Origin of the sequence: Herbaspirillum autotrophicum (genome assembly GCF_001189915.1) — a bacterium.
In the GTDB taxonomy this organism is placed as follows: domain Bacteria; phylum Pseudomonadota; class Gammaproteobacteria; order Burkholderiales; family Burkholderiaceae_D; genus Herbaspirillum; species Herbaspirillum autotrophicum.
In genome coordinates, this window is sequence record NZ_LFLS01000049.1 from 1 (window position 1) to 17717 (window position 17717).

Below are 17717 nucleotides of genomic sequence, written 5' to 3' on the forward strand. Positions count from 1 at the left end.
ACCGGGGATTCTTGCGCGCCGCCGGCATCAATTGCAAATACGCCAACTACCTGTGCCAGCATGGATGCCTGTGTTTGCAGCGATTGCGCGGCAGCAGCGGCCTCTTGCACCAGCACCGCATTTTTTTGCGTCACTTCATCCATCTGCCCGATTGCCACATTCACCTGCTCGATGCCATCGCTCTGTTCACGGCTGGCTTCGGCAATCGCACCGACAATTGCCGTTACCCGCCGCACACTGTCGACCACTTCATTCATGGTGACGCCGGCATGTTCCACCAGCCGGCTGCCAGAGCCAACCTTTTCCACCGAATCGTTGATCAGCCCCTTGATTTCCTTGGCAGCGGCGGCACTGCGCTGCGCCAGACTGCGCACTTCGGTCGCTACCACCGCAAAGCCTCGCCCCTGCTCGCCGGCCCGCGCCGCCTCGACTGCCGCGTTCAACGCCAGGATGTTGGTCTGAAAGGCAATGCTGTCAATCACGCTGATGATATCGACGATGCGCCGCGATGAATCGTTGATCGCGCTCATCGTGTCCACCACCTGCGCCACTACGGCGCCCCCCTTGACCGCTGTTTCCGATGCCGACAAAGCCAGTTGATTGGCCTGCAATGCGTTGTCGGCGTTTTGCTTGACGGTGCCGGTCAACTGTTCCATGGAGGCGGCGGTCTCTTCCAGCGAACTGGCCTGCATGTCGGTGCGCGCAGACAGATCGGCGTTACCGGTCGCGATATGCTGCGCGCTGGCGTTGATGATGTCGGAACTGCTGCGCACGCGGCTGACGGTATTGAGCAAACCCTGCTGCATGCTTTGGATCGCCGCAAACAAGCGGCCGATTTCATTACTGCTGTGGACCTTGACCAGCGTCGTGAGATTGCCGTCAGCCACCTGATCCAGCAACGCTACCGCGCGATTGAGCGGCGCAATGACAATCCGCCGCAACAGAAAATGCACGCCCACCACCAAAGCCAGCGCCAGCGTCATGCCCACCGCCACCAGCCACACCACCATGTGATACTCGCGCTCCAACTGCGCCACAATGCCGTTCGACAGGCCCAGCGTCAGCTTCTGGAATTTCTCCAGTTGCGCTGAAAAGGCAGCGCCACTGGCGGTCACTTGTTCGTCATTGATGCGGGCGTAGCCGCTGGCGTCATCGTTACGCAAGGCTTCGGCGGCGCGCTGCAACGCCGCCGACAAGGCCTGCCCGGCGCTGATCAGATCGGCTTTCAATGCATCGTCCTGACCACGAAATGCCGGCGCCTGCGCAAATGTTTCCAATAATTTCGCGGTGCGCTCTGCGCTGCCTTGTGCACTGGCGAGCGCGGCATCCTTGACGCCGGCCGCATTCTTTTCCACCAGTGCGCCATAGGCACGTGCCAGAGCGGCGCGGGTACGGGTCGACTCTTTGTAGGCGTCGTTGATGATCAGTGCGCGCGCAGAAATATCATGCGACAGCAATGTGGAGTCATTGGCCCGCCCCAATGCCAGCACGCCGACCACCGCGCCGAATACGATCATGAAAGAAAACAGACACAGCGCACTCATCAGACTAAAACGGACCGTCACATTCTGCATTTTCACTTCCCCCACTCCTCGTTGATTTCTGACCCGGATGTCAATCGCGCCGCAGACTACAGCCGCTCGCGAGCGCATCATCTTAGGGGAGGCCTGATTTTCCCGCATGGCAAAACTGGCGAAAAATTATCCTAGATCAAGGTCTGCACCAATTTTCAGGAGAAAGCCGAATCGCGCATCGCCGGTAAACGCAAAAGAGCCATCTCCGAAGAGATGACTCTTGATTTGTACGCCACAACGCAACCCGGCTTACCGGCTCAGGTCACCTTGACCGCTCGCCCGATGTACAACACCGGTCCGCTTGGTTTGCCGGTCAGGGAACCGGTTTCCGGCTCCAGCGTGATTTCGAACAACTGGTCCGGCTGCAACGCAGGCAACTGCTCCAGCAGCACCCGCTGCGCCTGCCCCGGCTTGACCAGTCCCAATGACACCGGCCCCTTCCAGTCGGTGCCCTTGGTCCAGAATTGCAAGGCCTTTTGCTGCGGCACCACGGTCGTCGCCAGCGGAATCAGGCTCAGCTGGCGCCGATTGCTGGTCTGCACCACCCAACCCGGCGCATTGCTTTGCGGCGCCACCAGCACCACCATGAAGGTCGGCGTGGCTGCCGGCTCCGCCATCCGGGTCACCACCAGCACGGCCAGCATCGCGGTGGCAGCCACACCGCCGGCCGCCAGCCAGCGCCAGAACGCCAGGCTATTCCACCAGACATGCCAGCCACCGGCTTGCCGCACGCGCGGCGGCATCGGCAAGCTGCGTTCGATACGCTGCCATAAACCCGGTGAGGGTTGTTGCGGCTCGGCCAGCGCCGTCAATGGCAGCAGGCGCTGCTCCCAGCCATCAACTGCGGCCCGCAACGCCGGCTCCTGCGGCAAGCGACGTTCAACCTCTTGCCGGCGCGCCATGCTCAGCGTACCAAGCACATACTCCCCGGCCAGTTGCGACAGTTCCTCAAAGGATTCATTCATGCCATGCACTCCCGCAAGGCGCTGAGGCCGCGCTTGATCCAGGCCTTGACCGATCCCAGCGGCGCCTTCAGACGCGCGGCAATCTCGCTGTGGGAACAACCATCGACATAGGCATACAGAATACTGGTGCGCTTGGCGCCATCCAGATGGGCCAGGCAATCGTTGAGTTGGCCCAGGCTGGCGTTGATCTCAAATGCGTCGCCGGCATCGTGTGCCTGATTTGTGTGCAGCAAGGCTTCCACGGTTTCCTCATCGGCAGCAACCTCGCGTTCGCGCACGCGCATCGCATTGAGCGCCTGATGCCGCACCACGCTGTAGATCCAGCCGCGCCCGGTGCCACGTGCCGCATCAAAACCGGCTGCCCGGGTCCAGATATTGACGAAGGCATCATGCAAGATATCTTCGGCGACTTGCCGCTGGCGCACGATACGCAGCGCGACGCCCAGCAGATACCGGCTCTCCTGTTGATACAGGCGTTGCAATGCATGCCGGTCGCCGGCAGCAACCGCCTGCAGCGCAGCATCGTAATCAAAAACAGACGAATCGATAGACAAGATAGGCGGCAGTCTGAAATCGGATTGGCCGGTCGGTGCGACATGACCCGTGGCAATAGTGCGACCGATTATAGCGGACATGCACCCGCAGTCCAGCGCGTTTCAACAACATGAGCGGCAAGAGGCAAAGCACGCCTCTCGCCGTATTCCGATCAGGACCGCAAGGCTCAGGCAGCTTTCCAGAAAATATAGTCAGCCTGATAACGTACCGTCTGCTTGCCACCCAGATTGGCGGTACCGCAGCTGCTGGCCGGTGCCACGCCGCCGACGGTTGCTACCCGTTGGATGTAAGTCACGCCGGTCATGGCGCCATTGCCCATGGCAGGATTCGCCTTGACCAGCTGATACGGAATATTGCCGGTGCCGGCCGGTGCCACTGCGACCTGGGTGGCGGTCACTTTGGAACCATCCATGTTTTCCCAGGTAGCCGGCGGACCATAGTACTTGCCGATCTTCATGCCGCTGCGATCATTGAGCGCCGCATCGGGGCCGACGAAGGTCCACTCGAATTGTCCGGCCATGTCCTTTTTGGCGCGGCATTCATAAGTGATATCGCCAACGCCTACGGTTTGCATTGCCACCCGGTGACCGGCCGGTACCTTGACCGCATCCGGCAACGTGTCTTGCGAATAGGAGGACATCGACGACATCGGTGCACAGGCGCTCAAAACGGCAGCGGCCAGGACTGCCGACAAGGCGGTGACGCGGGGTGCGGAAGCAAAAGTAATGGTTTTCATGCAAGGCTCCTGAAAGTGGTATGAGGTATCAGCCGCAACGACCGATACCTGTACTACCCGCCAGATGCGCATTTGGACGCAGTCCGCAAAAAATATTTTTGCAACCGTGAATTGCACCGTGATCGACACAGAAGGAAATTTTGGCATTAGTATCACTGGCAACCATTCCGCACTCATTCCTCATGTCCATTGCCACTACCCTGGTGTACCGCGTGCCCCTACTGCTGACCGTATTGCGCGCCGCGCTGGCGCCGGTCATGATCATGCTGGCGCTGAACCCGCCGTCATCGGCCGGTTTCGCGATTTGCCTGATCACGGCCTTGCTCTCGGATATCTTCGACGGCAAGATTGCCCGCCGTCTCGGCATTGCCACTCCCAACCTGCGCCGGCTCGACAGCATCGCCGATTCGATTTTTTATGCCGCAGCAACATACTGCCTGTGGCTGCTGCACCCCGAAATCATCATCGGCAATCTGCCGCCGCTACTCCTGCTGCTGGCACTGGAACTCGCGCGCTACGTTGTTGATTTCATCAAATTCAAAAAGGAAGCCAGTTATCACATGTGGAGCGCCAAGCTGTGGGGATTGTTTCTGTTCGCCGGCTTCTTTTCGGCACTGGTATTCGACGCCACCGGCTGGCCGGTATACCTTGCCATCTACGGCGGCCTGCTGGCCGACTGCGAAGGCTTGCTGATTACCTTCATCCTCCCCCACTGGAAGAATGATGTGCCGACCTTTGTGCATGCATTGCGGATTCGCCGCGCGCAACAATAACCGGAACACGGCGCCGCCACGCCTGAAAAGTGAACGTGATAAATTGCGGCGAGCAAGGATTTTTGAAACAGCGTGCGGCGGCATCACAACACATCATCAATCAAATGGGGAAGCAATCTATGTCAGAAGCTCAGGTATCTGCGAATTACCGCTTCGTCGGCGCGTATCAGGAAGTCAACACCCGCATCGCCCAGCGGCAGCAGGCCCTGACCATCTACGTTTCATTGATACTCAGTCTGCTGGCGGCGTTGGTCGCACTGAAACCGGCCACCGCCGGTTCTGATTTGCCGGTGCAGTGGCTGGTCTTGGGCTTCCCGGTGGCCTCCACTTTCCTGGCGATGATGAGCTATAAAGCAGAAATGGCCATCACCAACCTGCGCCGTTTTTTATGCGCGCTGGAACGCCTCGGCAACGAGAAGGAGCTCATTCCGAGCTACAACGCGAATCCCACATGGTCAATCAACGCCAACCGGGCAAGGCGTCTGCAAGACTACGCGGCGGCACTGCTGGCGCTGGCTGGCAACGCCATCGGCTTGCTGGCGGCGGTAAAAATCTATCCCGTGCAATTGGGCGAACACCCTGCCGCCATCTGGATTGCCGGCGTCGTCGCGCTGGCTTCGGTGGTCTTCCTGCTGTGGATTCCAAGACTGAGCTTCACACCGGCGGACAACGACGGATCAATTTAAAAGGAACAACATCGTGAAGATACTATTATTTGGCGCCACCGGCATGGTCGGTCAAGGCGTGCTGCGCGAATGTCTGGCGGCAGCGGACGTCACGCAAGTCACCACCGTCGGCCGTACCCGCGTGACGCAGGAACATCCCAAATTGCGCCAGATCGTGCATGCCAATCTGACAGACTTGCAGTCAGTCGAGGATCAGTTGCAAGGATGCGATGCCTGCTTCTTTTGCCTGGGCGTGTCTTCTGCGGGCATGAACGAGGACACCTATCGTCGCCTGACTTACGATCTGACGCTATCGATTGCCGGCGTACTCGCACGTCTGAACCCGCAGATGAAATTCACCTATGTATCCGGTGCCGGTACCGACAGCACCGAACAAGGCCGCAGCATGTGGGCCAGAGTCAAAGGAAAGACGGAAAACGATTTGCAAAAGCTGCCGCTTGCCAGCGTACAACTGTTCCGGCCCGGCGTGATTCAGCCGCTGCACGGCATCCGCTCGAAGACCCGTGTTTATCAGTTCATCTACAACGTGATCGGCCCCCTGCTGACTTTGCTGCGCCAATTTTTCCCGAACGCCATCGTGACCACCGAAGACCTTGGCAATGCCATGCTCAATGGCGCGCGCTCGCTGACCGGGCCGGTGATAGTGGAAGCTGCGGATATTGTGCGGCTGGCGCGGCAGCCGGTAAAAGCTTGAACGCTTGCGCGGCATGAGGTGCTTGTCGATGCACCGACCCAGACAGGCAGATCGGACACCGCATACACAGAAAAAGGGCCACATTTGCATGTGGCCCTTTGCTATCACCATTGCCCCGAATCAGGCATGCAACCTTGTTATTGAGCGCCAGCGCGTTTTTCCTTGAGCCACAGCCCGAACTCCTTCATCACATTGACGACCGGCACCAGTCTTTGACCTTCTGCCGTGAGCTCGTACTCAACCTTCACCGGCACACTGGGATAAACGGTGCGCTTGACAAGCTGTGCCTCCTCCAACGCTCTCAGGTCAAGCGTCAGCATGCGCTGTGAAATATTCGGGACATCCCGGCGCAACTCGTTGAAACGTTTCGGTCCGTCCAGCAAGTAAGACACGAGCAAGAGCCGCCATCGCCCACCGAGTAGTTGCATGGCTTCTTCCACCGAGCATCCCGTTACGGTTTCTTTCATCAAAACACCTCGCCAACCAAGTATCAATTATGTGCCTACACCACATTATGGTGCCTTCTTCCATTTTTATACCTGGTTCCTATAATAGGAAACCCCGCGAGCTTGCCTTGAGTTCGCACTGAATGGAGTTTTCATGAAGCTTTACCATATTCCCGCGAGTTGCTCGCTCTCACCGCACATCATCGCCCACGAAGCAGGGTTGGATATCACGTTGATCAAGGTGGACTACAACAATCATGTCACCGACGAAGGCGCGAATTATTACGACGTCAATGCGCTTGGCTACGTCCCCGCGCTTGAAATAGAAGAAGGCAGGATTTTGCGGGAAGGGCCGGCAATTGTTCAGTATCTGGCTGACTTGAAGCCTGAGTTGAATTTGGCACCACCCAACGGAACATTCGAGCGCTATCAGTTGCAGGAATGCTTGAATTTTTTATCCTCGGAGATCCACAAGGGCTACATTCCCCTGCTATACGCCAGGTTGTCCGGGAAATGGGTGGAAACCGCCAAACCAAAACTGGAAAAACGCTACGCATGGATAAACGAGCAACTTGGCAAACATCCCTACCTGCTTGGTGATTCATTCAGCGTCGCCGATGCTTACCTGTTCGCCTTGACCGGCTGGGGACAAGCGCCTTGGCTGACATCCTATTACAAGGCAGACATTCATTTCGACACACTCAACAACTTGCGTGCCTGGTATGAACGCGTACGTGAACGGCCCGCGGTTCAGAAGGCGCTGCAGGAAGAGGGACTGGTGTAAAGCAGAACCGGATTTGACTATCGCTGACTTGCAGCCGGTCTCTTACTCATCAATCGAACGAATGACTTCGGCCGGATTGCCTCCGACCAGCGTATTCGGGGAAACGTCTTTGGTCACTACCGAACCCGCGGTGACGACCGCGTTCTCATCCGACATAAGCACCTGGCACATCAAGCGGAGAGCTATTGCACCAACTCCCAGCGCTCCTTCGTCCATCTAAGCACTTCCAATGAAAGCGGGCTGGGAGATTTGCGCGCGATATTTTTCGTCATGGCCTTGAGTGCATCAATGGCGGAAGGACTGGACTCGGAGATGTATAACACGGTATCGGTAGCGGGAAGAGTCACCAGCAATGTGCCATTTTGGGACGCTGCCAATTCCGCCCAATCAGCGTGAAGCGTGAGGCGACCAACTTCGTAAAAACTGGTGGGCAACGTTCCTATTTGCCCGGCAGCCACTGGTTTTGCCGTCTCGGAAAGCGGTTTTAGTGTGGCGCGTATATTCGTCGCGCCAAGGTCGAATAACTGCTCCTGCGACAATCCCAGCTTTTTCCGATCGCCGTCGGTCACAGGACGTATGGTGCGGGGAGCATCGAGCACCACTACTGCCATCAAGCCGGTGACGAGAGGACGAAGCTGAAGTCCCGCCGCGTCGGCACCCAACGATGCCTGCGCATGCTTGATGTAGTCGCTGGAGCGGATCACGATGCGAACCGCGTCCTTATCGATGGGAGCATTGCGCTCCTTCAGGACGCCAGACACCGTCTTGGCATAGTTATTTATCTCGACCTCACATGCCGCACCACTGCGCTGACAAAAACTATAGAGACGATCCAGGTTCGCTTGCAAAGAACCGACCGACAATGTCAGTGGCCCCTTGACGCTAACCGCAGCGCCACCAACCTCGGAACGTATTTTGGTCGCCATATAGTCGGTAAAAGCGTCAGCCTCCAACGGAATGGATTCTGCATGCGCTGTCACTGCTGCAAAGACGAGCACGCACATGCAAGTGAAGTGAATCTTCTTAAGGCTCAAAAAAATCAAGTTACCCCCAATTATTTTATTGAATTACGCAAAGCGCGATGCGCTCTGTCATGTCAACTATCTGAGTTCTACCGCCATTAGTTCTACTTTGGGGAGCCGTGCAGCAGTTTTCTTAGCTTTCAGCATCGCATCCGCTTCCACAGAATTTGGCAGCAGGCGATCCTTCAGGACCGTATGCCACGCGCCACAGTCAGGATCTGGACATCCACCTTTTAATTCTCAGTTTCGTTTTTAATGGCAAACCCTGAACTGGACTCGAACCAAGAAAATAGACGAAATACCGTATTAACTCAAAGACTGAAACGCATCCCTGAATTTTGGACAAAAAAAATGAGCCGCGCCTTTCGGCGCAACTCATTGATTTTTCGTACTTTGTATTCAGTGGCTCCCCGACCTGGACTCGAACCAGGGACCTGCGGATTAACAGTCCGTCGCTCTACCAACTGAGCTATCAGGGAACAAAAACGGTGCTTGCTTTACAGCGACAAAGAGCGGGCTCTCTGCTTACATAAAAAAGCCTTTAATCCTTTTTGATTAAAGGCCTTTGCAATTCTGTGGCTCCCCGACCTGGACTCGAACCAGGGACCTGCGGATTAACAGTCCGTCGCTCTACCAACTGAGCTATCAGGGAACAGAGGCAAGATTATGACCGAAGGAATTGCTTCTGTCAAAAGCTTTTTGCATCCCAAAAGCAAATTCTTGCTATGGGATGCGCCTGTTTCTTAGAGCACTTTGGCGATGGCGTCGACCACGGCGTCGATGTTCTTGGTGTTCAGTGCAGCGACGCAGATACGGCCGGTGTCGACCGCGTAAATCGAGAACTCGGTACGCAGACGTTCGACTTGCGCCTTGGTCAGGCCGGAGTAGGAAAACATGCCGCGTTGCTTGATCACGAAATCGAAATCATGCGCCGGTGCTTTTTCCTTGAGCTTCTTGACCAGCAACTGACGCATTTCACGAATGCGCACGCGCATTTCGGCCAGTTCGTCTTCCCACAGCTTGCGCAGTTCAGGCGCTGCCAGTGCAGTCGCGACCACCTGGCCACCGTGAATCGGCGGGTTGGAGTAGTTGGTACGCACCACGCGCTTCAGTTGCGACAGCACGCGGGCGGCTTCTTCGCTGCTGGCCGCGACGATGCTCAGGGCGCCGACGCGTTCGCCGTACAGCGAGAACGACTTGGAGAACGAGTTCGACACGAACAGCGGGCCGCCGGCTTCGGCGAAACGACGCACGACCTTGCCGTCTTCTTCGATGCCGTCGCCGAAACCTTGATAGGCCATGTCGAGGAATGGCACCAGACCGCGCGACGTCACGACCTCGATCACTTCAGTCCATTGATCGGCAGTCAGATCGGCGCCGGTCGGATTGTGGCAGCAGGCGTGCAGCAAGACGACCGAACCGGCAGCCATCGACTTCAGCGCTGCCAGCATGCCGGCAAAGTTGACGCCGCGTGTGGCCGGATCGTAGTACGGGTAATTGTTGACGGTGAAGCCGGCCATCTCGAACAGCGCGCGATGGTTTTCCCAGCTTGGGTCGCTGATCCACACTTGCGTGTCGGCCGGCGAGAAATGTTTCAGGAAGTCTGCGCCCAGTTTCAATGCGCCGGTGCCGCCCAGTGCTTGCACGGTAATTGCACGCTTCTCTTGAACAACGGCACTACCGGCACCAAATACCAATTCCTGAACTGCTTTATCGTAAGTCGCCAGACCGTCGATCGGCAGATAGGTGCGCGGTGCCAGTTTGGCCGCCAGCTCAGCTTCAGCCTTGCGCACGCATTGCAGCAATGGCACCTTGCCGTTGTCGTCATAGTAGACGCCGACGCCGAGATTGGTTTTGTGCGGATTCTGATCGGCATTAAACGCATCGGTAATGCCAAGGATAGGATCGCGCGGCGCCATTTCGATGGCGGTGAAAAGGGAGGCTGAGAGAGGTGCGTTCATCGTGATAACATAAAAAGTTAGCTGCAAACGTTCATTGCAGTCGGGATGGATGCAGGGCGAAGCTGCGAGCCGAGCACCGTTTTGCAACACGTAATTTTACCAAAGGTCGAATGACAATGGCTGATTTATCCCCTGTTCCCGCCGCGCTCGATGAAAGCAAATTCATCAGCTTTCCGGATTCCCCGTTCAAGCTGTACCAGCCCTTCCCTCCTGCCGGCGACCAGCCGGCGGCCATCGAGAAGCTGGTAGAGGGCGTACGCGACGGCCTGTTTTTCCAGACGTTGCTGGGCGTCACCGGTTCCGGCAAGACTTATACGATGGCCAACACCATCGCCCGCCTGGGCCGGCCGGCAATCATTTTTGCACCCAACAAGACGCTCGCAGCCCAGTTGTACAGCGAATTCCGCGAGTTCTTTCCGAACAACGCGGTGGAATACTTCGTGAGTTACTACGATTATTACCAGCCGGAAGCCTACGTGCCGCAGCGCGACTTGTTCATCGAGAAAGATTCCTCGATCAATGAACATATCGAACAGATGCGCCTGTCGTGCACCAAATCGCTGATGGAGCGGCGCGACGTTGTCATTGTCGCAACCGTCTCGGCCATCTACGGTATCGGTAACCCCAACGAATACCATCAGATGATCCTGACCTTGCGCGCCAAGGACAAGGTTAGTCAGCGCGACGTCATCGCGCGCCTGATCCAGATGCAGTACACCCGCAATGAAGTTGATTTCGGACGCGGCACGTTCCGCGTGCGCGGCGACACCATCGATGTGTTTCCGGCAGAACATGCGGAGCTGGCAGTACGCATCGAAATGTTCGACGATGAAATTGACAACCTGCAACTATTCGACCCGCTGACCGGCCGGGTGCGGCAGAAAATTCCGCGTTTTACCGTGTATCCGGGTTCGCACTATGTGACGCCGCGCGCGACCGTATTGCGCGCGATTGACACCATCAAGGACGAATTGCGCGACCGGCTGGAATGGTTCCGCAAGGAAAACAAGCTGATCGAAGAGCAGCGCCTGGAACAGCGCACCCGCTTCGATCTCGAAATGATGACCGAAATCGGCTTCACCAAAGGCATTGAAAATTACTCGCGCCATCTGAGCGGTGCCCAGGCCGGCGAACCGCCGCCGACACTGGTCGACTATCTGCCGCAAGACGCCCTGATGTTCCTCGATGAGTCGCACGTGCTGATCGGCCAGCTCAACGGCATGTATAACGGTGACCGCGCGCGCAAGACCAATCTGGTGGATTACGGCTTCCGCCTGCCATCGGCGCTCGATAACCGGCCGCTCAAGTTTGACGAATTCCAGAGCAAGCTGCGGCAAACCATTTTTGTCTCGGCGACCCCGGCCGATTTTGAAAACAGTCACGCCGATCAGGTGGTCGAGCAAGTGGTGCGTCCTACCGGGCTGGTCGATCCGCTGATTCTGGTACGTCCGGCCTCAAGCCAGGTGGATGACCTGATGTCGGAAATCACCATGCGCGTCAAAAAGAATGAGCGCGTGCTGGTGACCACGCTGACCAAGCGCATGTCGGAACAACTGACCGAGTTTCTCAGCGACAACGGTGTCAAGGTGCGCTATCTGCACAGCGATATCGACACCGTCGAACGGGTTGAAATCATCCGCGACCTGCGTCTCGGCACCTTCGATGTGCTGGTCGGCATCAACTTGCTGCGGGAAGGTCTGGATATTCCGGAAGTCTCGCTGGTGGCGATTCTCGATGCCGACAAGGAAGGCTTCCTGCGTTCCGAGCGCAGCCTGATTCAAACCATTGGCCGTGCCGCGCGGAATCTGAACGGGATGGCGATTCTGTATGGTGACAAGGTAACCGACTCGATGCACAAGGCAATCGGCGAAACCGAACGCCGGCGCGCCAAGCAAGTGGCCTTCAACGAAGCCAACGGCATTACGCCGAAGGGCATCAAGAAGGAAATCCGCGAACTGATCGATGGCGTCTACAACCCGCAAGAAGCGCGCACCGAATTGCTGGCAGCCCAGGAGACCACCAATTACGAAGCGATGAGTGAAAAGCAGATCAGCAAGGAAATCAAGCGCCTGGAAAAACTGATGCAGGATCACGCCAAGAATCTGGAGTTCGAAAAGGCCGCCAAGGTGCGCGACCAGCTGCATCAGCTGAAACGGCAATTGTTCGGTGCGCCGGGCGAAGATACCGCTGTCGCCTGATCCGGCGACACATTCACATCAACAATCATTATCTGACTTATGCCAGCCATCATCCCGCCAGCGTTGCTGGCATTAATCCACAATGCCGATCCGTCATGGCAAGCCACCCTTCAAACCGGCCTGCAAGCCGTGGCCGATGCCGATCCGGCCTATCTGCCGGCGCTGGCACAGGATGATTATCTGCCGACCGAAGGACGACTGTTCGCAGCCTTCCGTCAGCCGCTCAACGCGGTACGGTATGTCCTGGTCGGTGAAGGCCCCTACCCGCGCGCGGCCAGCGCCACCGGCGTCTGTTTCATGGACGGTGCGGTTGGTTCGCTGTGGTCGGATAAAGGGTTGTCGAAGCAAGTCAATCGCGCCACGTCGTTGCGCAATTTCATGAAAATGCTGCTGGTGGCCGATGGTCGCATCAGCGCCGACAACACCTCGGGCGATGCACTGAGCGGTATAGCTGCGGTGGCGCAGACAGCAGATTCAGGTCACATACAAACCCTTGCGGATCTGGAACATAATCTGCATGCGCAAGGTTTTTTGTTGCTCAATGCCAGCCTGGTATTTCGCGCGCATGTGGCGCCCGTGAAGGATGCCAAAGCCTGGAAGCCGTTCCTGCACGTGGTGCTGCAGGCACTGGCAGAACGTGATGGCAAGCACGCGGCCCCGGTGCTGGTGCTGTGGGGAAAAATTGCCGAACAATTGCAGGCGTTGCCATTGTGCGAGCGCTTCCCGCAAGCAGTGGCAGAACATCCCTACAACCTGAGCTTTATCGGCCACAGCGGAATGCAGCAACTGTTTGGCCCGATGCATCTGTTGCAGCAACCGGCAACTGCCAGTGACAGCGGCAGAAAAAAATCCGTAGCATCCGTTGCAGCAACGACACCGCCACAACAATCGGCATTCACGTTTTCAAAAGCCTGAACGCTGCATCACCATAACATCCTGCACTGACCATCATCAGGTGCAGGAGTACCTCTTCCCACTCGGGCATTGCGCCGCCACCGGCTGACAACGCATCAGGGCGACAACTGCGTATTACGCAGTTCAGGCCAGTGTTTTCAAGTGCACCAGCGCCGCCAGATGGCTGCGATCCAACCAGCGCAAACGACGCTCCATGTCGGCATGGCTGCTGGCGCCATTCAGAAATGCGGCATCGCTGACATCAAACAGAATCACGGTTTCCGGCGTCGGCTGCGACAGCATCAGATGGCGTTGCACAAACGACTGGCAAGCCTGCAGCAAACCCTGTAAATTATTAGAAAAACCGGCAGATTTAGAACTGGACATTTTTGCTCTCTTCACTCGCATCAAAGTAGTGATAGTGAGAATAGGCCGAAGGCTCACTTTGAAAAAGCAATATTTTCCGACACCAGTGTAAGATAAACTTACATCATGAATAATCCCCTGCCCCCGCTCAAAGCCTTGAAAGTGTTCGAAGCAGCAGTGCGTACCAAGAGTCTCACTGTGGCCGCACAGGAGTTGCATATCACGCACAGTGCGGTGAGCCAGCAAATAAAATTGCTGGAAGAACATTTTGGCATGGCGCTCTTCATCCGCCGCCCGCGTGGTGTTGAAGCAACAGAAGCGGCGCATTTGTTTTATCTGGAAGTCAAAGCCAGTCTGGACCGTATTGCGTTGGCAGCAGAGCAACTGACATTTACCGGCAAAAACCGTATCGTGCGCGTCATCACGGCGCCGTCAGTGGCCATGCGCTGGCTGATCCCGCGGCTGTCGCAATTTCAGATCGACAATCCGCGCATCGAGGTGCGGGTGACGACTTCGGTATCGGAACATTTTGAAGAGATGAAAGAACCGTTCGATGTGATTCTGTGGCGCAGTCCGATACAGCGCAGCGGCTTCACCTGCACCCGTTTTCTGGATGATGTCTCGGCGCCGCTGGCCTCGCCGCATTATCTGGAACTGCACCCGATCAACAAACCCGCCGATCTGTTGCAGGCGTCACTGATTCATTTGAGTGTACGGGCCGAGGCGTGGGCGCAGTGGCTGGCCAAGGCTGGCGTCACGGTCCGGAAACGGCTGCCGGGTACCAGTTATGAACATTTTTTTCTGAGTCTGCAAGCAGCGTCCACCGACCTGGGAGTAGCGATGGGAACGCTGGCGCTGGTGGACGATGATCTGGCGCATGATCGCTTGCGCCAGTTATTTCCGGAAGTGGTATTGCACGGCCAGGGATTTCACATGCTGCACCGGACCGACGGCGCCAACAGCAATGCTCTGAACACCTTTACGGCGTGGCTGATGCAGATGGGACGCGCCTCAGCCTACGATCCGGAACGCACTCACCCGGCCGATGACAATATGTGAACCGCCCGGTTGGCGATCAGGTCTTTGGATTTTTCGCGATAGTCGAGCATGTGCGGTTGGGTGAAATGCAGCTTGAGCGCATCGGCGCTTTCCCACTTTTCCACGAACACGAATGTGTCGTCACCAATCGGCGCCTGCGAACCACCAAACCCATCCACGTCGATCACTGGCCCATAATCGATACACCCCTGCTCGGCACGTACCGCAGCCAGATTGGCGCGGACCAGTTGCAGCAATTCTTCGCGTTTGCCGGGCTTGGCGGTAATGAAAGCTAAAACGTGAACCATGATTGTCATCTCCTGTAGTGAATGCATTTGCCATCAAATACAAGCCGACAAGCATACGCGAAGTTTGCATTTCATGATGGCGACGCCCCACCCGGCCTCAGCGCCTTACTGCTTCTTCAGTTGCGCCAGCAATTGTCCGATGTTGTAGCGCATCAGCAGCAAGTACGTCGGGGCCGGACCATCCGCCTTAGACAGTGCATCTGCATACAGTTTGCCACCCAGCGTGGCGCCGGCTTCCTTGCTGATCTGTTGCATCAGTTTCGGGTTGCTCATGTTTTCAATGAACACGGCGCGAATCTTTTCCTGCTTGATCTGCCGGATCAGTTGCGCCACATCGCGGGCGCTTGGCTCGCTGTCAGTCGACACACCTTGCGGCGCCAGAAAACGTACTTTGTAATGGGCGCCGAAGTATTCGAAGGCGTCGTGCGAAGTAATGACCTTGCGACGGGCATCGGGAATACTGGCGAATTGCGCAGCGGCCCAACGGTCCAGTTCGTTCAGTTGTGCAATATAGGCATCACCGTTCTTCTTGTAAATGGCGGCGCCGGAGGGATCCGTCTTGCTCAGTGCTGCCGTGATATTGCGCACGTAGACCACCACATTGAGCGGGTTTTGCCAGGCATGCGGATCGTTCTTGCCGTGTTGATGAGCGTGATCATCATGGGCATGGTCGTCGTGACCGGCGTGTTCATCATCACGCTCGCGCACGGCAATGCCATTTGACGCCACCACGATGTCGCCGCGATAACCGGCCGACTGCACCAGCCGGTCCATCCAGCCTTCAAACCCCAAACCATTGACCACCACCAGCCTGGCGCGCGCCACGGTCTTGAGATTATCCGGCGCCGGTTGAAATACGTGGGCATCCTGATCCGGACCGACCAGCGTCGACACGCTGACCCGGTCACCACCGACCTGCGCGACGATGTCGCCCAATATGCTGAAACTGGCAACCACCGGCAATTTATCTGCCGCCAGCGCCACTTGCGTCAGCATCACCGACACCAGCAAAACGATCTGACAAAAACGCTTCACGAATAACTCCTTTGAATAAACAATCAGGCACGCAAGTGCGGACGGCGCAGCAATCGCGGCAGCCAGCCGCGCGGCGCAAAAATCAGCGACAGCACATAGAAACCGCCGGCGCAAACAATGATCACCGGGCCCGACGGCATGGAGGCGTAATAGGAAAACATCAAACCGGCATAACCGGCGGCGGCGGCCTGCACCACGCTGTTGAGCAATTGCGCCGGCAGGGTGTCATGCCAGAGTCGTGCCGATACCGCCGGCAGCATCATCAGACCGACCGCCATCAATGTCCCGAGGGTCTGGAACGACGCCACCAGATTCAATACCACCAGCATCAAAAACAATTGCTGATACAGCACGCCGCGACCGCCACTGCCCGCCAGATAGGAAGGGTCGAAACTCTCCAGCAGCAAACCGCGATACAGGGCCGCCATCAACAGTACGCTGGCAGTCGAGACGCCAGCGACCAGCAGCAAGCCTTCGGTATCCACGCCCAGCACGTTGCCGAACAGGATGTGCAGCAAGTCGAGCTGGGTGCCATGCCCGGAAATCAGAATCACGCCCAGTGCCAGCGCCACTACATAGATGGCCGCCAGACTGGCGTCTTCCTTGATTTCGGTATAACGGCTGATCAATCCCGCCAGCGCCACCACGATCACGCCGGCAAGAAAGCCGCCGATACTCAAGGCCGGCAATGACAATCCGAAAAAGATGAAGCCAATCGCCACGCCCGGCAATACGGCGTGGCTCAATGCCTCGCCGAACAGACTCATGCGACGCAAGGTCAGCATGACGCCAAGCGGCGCACTGCTCAGCGCCAATGCAAAGGTGGCAATCAGCGCCCGGCGCATGAAGGCGAATTCCTGAAACGGTCCCACCGCCAGCTGATACACATCGTGCAGTGACATCATTGCGGACCATCCTCTTTGCACAACGGTGCGTGATCATCAACCGCTTCCGCCATGGCGCGCGCGCGGTGCAGATTGTCATGACACAACACTTGTTCAGTGTCACCCCAGGCCACCACATTGCGCGCCAGCAGCAAGGTCTGCGGAAACGCACGACGCACCTGTTCGTAATCATGCAGCACAGCAATCACGGTGCGCTGCTCGCCATGCCAGGTGGCGATGATGCGCAACAGGTCATTGGTAGTCCGGGTATCAATGGCGCTGAATGGTTCATCCAGCATGATCAGCTCGGCATCCTGCAACAGGATGCGGGCAAACAGCACGCGTTGAAATTGCCCCACCGACAGACTGGCAATCGGCCGCCGGGCAAAGCCATCCAGCCCCACGGCGGCAAGTGCCTGCCGTGCGCGCTCGACCATGTCGGCATTGATCCCGCCGAGCAAGCCACTGCGTTGCCAGTAACCAAGCAAGACACAATCCAGCACCGCAATCGGGAAGCTGCGATCAATCTCGGCTTGCTGCGGCAAATAGGCAATGCGTTTGGTGTCGGTGTGATTGATCACGCGGCCGCTGTTACACCGGACCAAACCCAGCATGCTTTTGAGCAAGGTGCTTTTGCCGGCACCATTGGGGCCGACCACGGCGGTCAGCGAGCCGCGCGCAAAACTGCCGTTGATGTGATGCAAGGCCGGATGACGCCGGTAACTGACGGTCAGATTTTCCAATGCAATGGCGACTGACATGTTCAATCTCCTCCCAAAGCCCAACACACCCCGAGCC

The 17717-nt window shown here is 57.3% G+C and carries 19 protein-coding genes, 2 tRNA genes and 1 pseudogene; 7 read left to right on the forward strand and 15 right to left on the reverse strand.

The window, feature by feature from the left end; genetic code table 11:
- The 4 genes from AKL27_RS24975 to AKL27_RS24990 form a co-directional block, all read right to left on the reverse strand.
- On the reverse strand, window positions 1–1574 hold a 1574-nt coding region (locus tag AKL27_RS24975; RefSeq protein WP_050465607.1), incomplete at its 3' end, for a methyl-accepting chemotaxis protein.
- A 257-nt stretch (window positions 1575–1831) separates the two neighbouring features.
- On the reverse strand, window positions 1832–2539 hold the full coding sequence (locus AKL27_RS24980) for an anti-sigma factor (RefSeq protein WP_050465608.1): 708 nt from the start codon (window positions 2537–2539) through the stop codon (window positions 1832–1834).
- Entirely contained in the window at window positions 2536–3093 is a 558-nt protein-coding gene (locus AKL27_RS24985; protein WP_232311099.1) for a sigma-70 family RNA polymerase sigma factor, read from the reverse strand. The genes AKL27_RS24980 and AKL27_RS24985 overlap by 4 nt, the downstream gene beginning before the upstream one ends.
- A 167-nt stretch (window positions 3094–3260) precedes the next feature.
- Complete coding sequence (locus AKL27_RS24990; RefSeq protein WP_050465609.1) at window positions 3261–3830, reverse strand: DUF3455 domain-containing protein; 570 nt, start codon at window positions 3828–3830, stop codon at window positions 3261–3263.
- A gap of 140 nt (window positions 3831–3970) precedes the next feature.
- Between AKL27_RS24990 and AKL27_RS24995 the strand changes: the two genes are divergently transcribed.
- From AKL27_RS24995 to AKL27_RS25005, 3 genes are all read left to right on the forward strand, one after another.
- Complete coding sequence (locus AKL27_RS24995) at window positions 3971–4603, forward strand: CDP-alcohol phosphatidyltransferase family protein (RefSeq protein WP_157057093.1); 633 nt, start codon at window positions 3971–3973, stop codon at window positions 4601–4603.
- Window positions 4604–4722: 119 nt separating this feature from the next.
- Window positions 4723–5289: a hypothetical protein gene (locus AKL27_RS25000; RefSeq protein WP_050465635.1), complete on the forward strand. Its 567-nt coding sequence runs from the start codon at window positions 4723–4725 to the stop codon at window positions 5287–5289.
- Between the two features lie 13 nt (window positions 5290–5302).
- The gene (locus AKL27_RS25005; RefSeq protein ID WP_050465611.1) at window positions 5303–5983 is read left to right on the forward strand and encodes an NAD(P)H-binding protein; all 681 of its coding nucleotides are present in this window, start codon (window positions 5303–5305) and stop codon (window positions 5981–5983) included.
- A gap of 137 nt (window positions 5984–6120) precedes the next feature.
- On the opposite strand, the gene AKL27_RS25010 is transcribed toward AKL27_RS25005, so the two are convergent.
- Complete coding sequence (locus tag AKL27_RS25010; RefSeq protein ID WP_050465612.1) at window positions 6121–6450, reverse strand: winged helix-turn-helix transcriptional regulator; 330 nt, start codon at window positions 6448–6450, stop codon at window positions 6121–6123.
- A 133-nt stretch (window positions 6451–6583) separates the two neighbouring features.
- On the opposite strand from AKL27_RS25010, the gene AKL27_RS25015 reads away from it, so the two are divergent.
- Window positions 6584–7213, forward strand: a complete 630-nt coding sequence (locus AKL27_RS25015; RefSeq protein WP_050465613.1) for a glutathione binding-like protein — start codon at window positions 6584–6586, stop codon at window positions 7211–7213.
- 42 nt (window positions 7214–7255) lie between these two features.
- Here AKL27_RS25015 and AKL27_RS28730 read toward each other — a convergent pair.
- From AKL27_RS28730 to AKL27_RS25035, 5 genes and pseudogenes are all read right to left on the reverse strand, one after another.
- Window positions 7256–7360, reverse strand: a pseudogene (locus AKL27_RS28730) (acyltransferase); the annotation flags it as partial.
- A 35-nt stretch (window positions 7361–7395) separates the two neighbouring features.
- Complete coding sequence (locus AKL27_RS25020; protein ID WP_050465614.1) at window positions 7396–8256, reverse strand: hypothetical protein; 861 nt, start codon at window positions 8254–8256, stop codon at window positions 7396–7398.
- Window positions 8257–8638: 382 nt separating this feature from the next.
- A tRNA-Asn gene (locus AKL27_RS25025) sits at window positions 8639–8714 on the reverse strand.
- A 97-nt stretch (window positions 8715–8811) separates the two neighbouring features.
- Window positions 8812–8887, reverse strand: a tRNA-Asn gene (locus AKL27_RS25030).
- Between the two features lie 91 nt (window positions 8888–8978).
- Complete coding sequence (locus AKL27_RS25035; RefSeq protein ID WP_050465615.1) at window positions 8979–10196, reverse strand: amino acid aminotransferase; 1218 nt, start codon at window positions 10194–10196, stop codon at window positions 8979–8981.
- A gap of 116 nt (window positions 10197–10312) precedes the next feature.
- On the opposite strand from AKL27_RS25035, the gene uvrB reads away from it, so the two are divergent.
- Window positions 10313–12394 carry an excinuclease ABC subunit UvrB gene (gene uvrB / locus AKL27_RS25040; RefSeq protein WP_050465616.1) on the forward strand — a complete coding sequence of 694 codons (2082 nt, stop codon included), beginning with the start codon at window positions 10313–10315 and terminating at the stop codon, window positions 12392–12394.
- A 39-nt stretch (window positions 12395–12433) separates the two neighbouring features.
- Window positions 12434–13309, forward strand: coding sequence for a uracil-DNA glycosylase family protein (locus AKL27_RS25045; protein ID WP_232311100.1), 876 nt, complete (start codon window positions 12434–12436; stop codon window positions 13307–13309).
- A 123-nt stretch (window positions 13310–13432) separates the two neighbouring features.
- Here the strand turns inward: AKL27_RS25045 and AKL27_RS25050 are convergent, their stop codons facing one another.
- On the reverse strand, window positions 13433–13675 hold the full coding sequence (locus AKL27_RS25050; RefSeq protein WP_050465617.1) for a hypothetical protein: 243 nt from the start codon (window positions 13673–13675) through the stop codon (window positions 13433–13435).
- A 105-nt stretch (window positions 13676–13780) separates the two neighbouring features.
- Between AKL27_RS25050 and AKL27_RS25055 the strand changes: the two genes are divergently transcribed.
- On the forward strand, window positions 13781–14713 hold the full coding sequence (locus AKL27_RS25055) for a LysR substrate-binding domain-containing protein (protein WP_050465618.1): 933 nt from the start codon (window positions 13781–13783) through the stop codon (window positions 14711–14713).
- On the opposite strand, the gene AKL27_RS25060 is transcribed toward AKL27_RS25055, so the two are convergent.
- The 4 genes from AKL27_RS25060 to AKL27_RS25075 all read right to left on the reverse strand — a co-directional run bounded on the left by AKL27_RS25060 (window position 14689) and on the right by AKL27_RS25075 (window position 17680).
- Window positions 14689–15000 carry a putative quinol monooxygenase gene (locus AKL27_RS25060; protein WP_050465619.1) on the reverse strand — a complete coding sequence of 104 codons (312 nt, stop codon included), beginning with the start codon at window positions 14998–15000 and terminating at the stop codon, window positions 14689–14691. The genes AKL27_RS25055 and AKL27_RS25060 overlap by 25 nt on opposite strands.
- A 105-nt stretch (window positions 15001–15105) precedes the next feature.
- Window positions 15106–15996 carry a metal ABC transporter substrate-binding protein gene (locus AKL27_RS25065; protein ID WP_050465636.1) on the reverse strand — a complete coding sequence of 297 codons (891 nt, stop codon included), beginning with the start codon at window positions 15994–15996 and terminating at the stop codon, window positions 15106–15108.
- A gap of 62 nt (window positions 15997–16058) precedes the next feature.
- The gene (locus tag AKL27_RS25070) at window positions 16059–16940 is read right to left on the reverse strand and encodes a metal ABC transporter permease (RefSeq protein WP_050465620.1); all 882 of its coding nucleotides are present in this window, start codon (window positions 16938–16940) and stop codon (window positions 16059–16061) included.
- Window positions 16937–17680 (reverse strand): metal ABC transporter ATP-binding protein, encoded by a 744-nt coding sequence (locus tag AKL27_RS25075; protein WP_050465621.1) that lies wholly within the window; start codon window positions 17678–17680, stop codon window positions 16937–16939. The genes AKL27_RS25070 and AKL27_RS25075 overlap by 4 nt, the downstream gene beginning before the upstream one ends.
- Window positions 17681–17717: the final 37 nt, after the last annotated feature.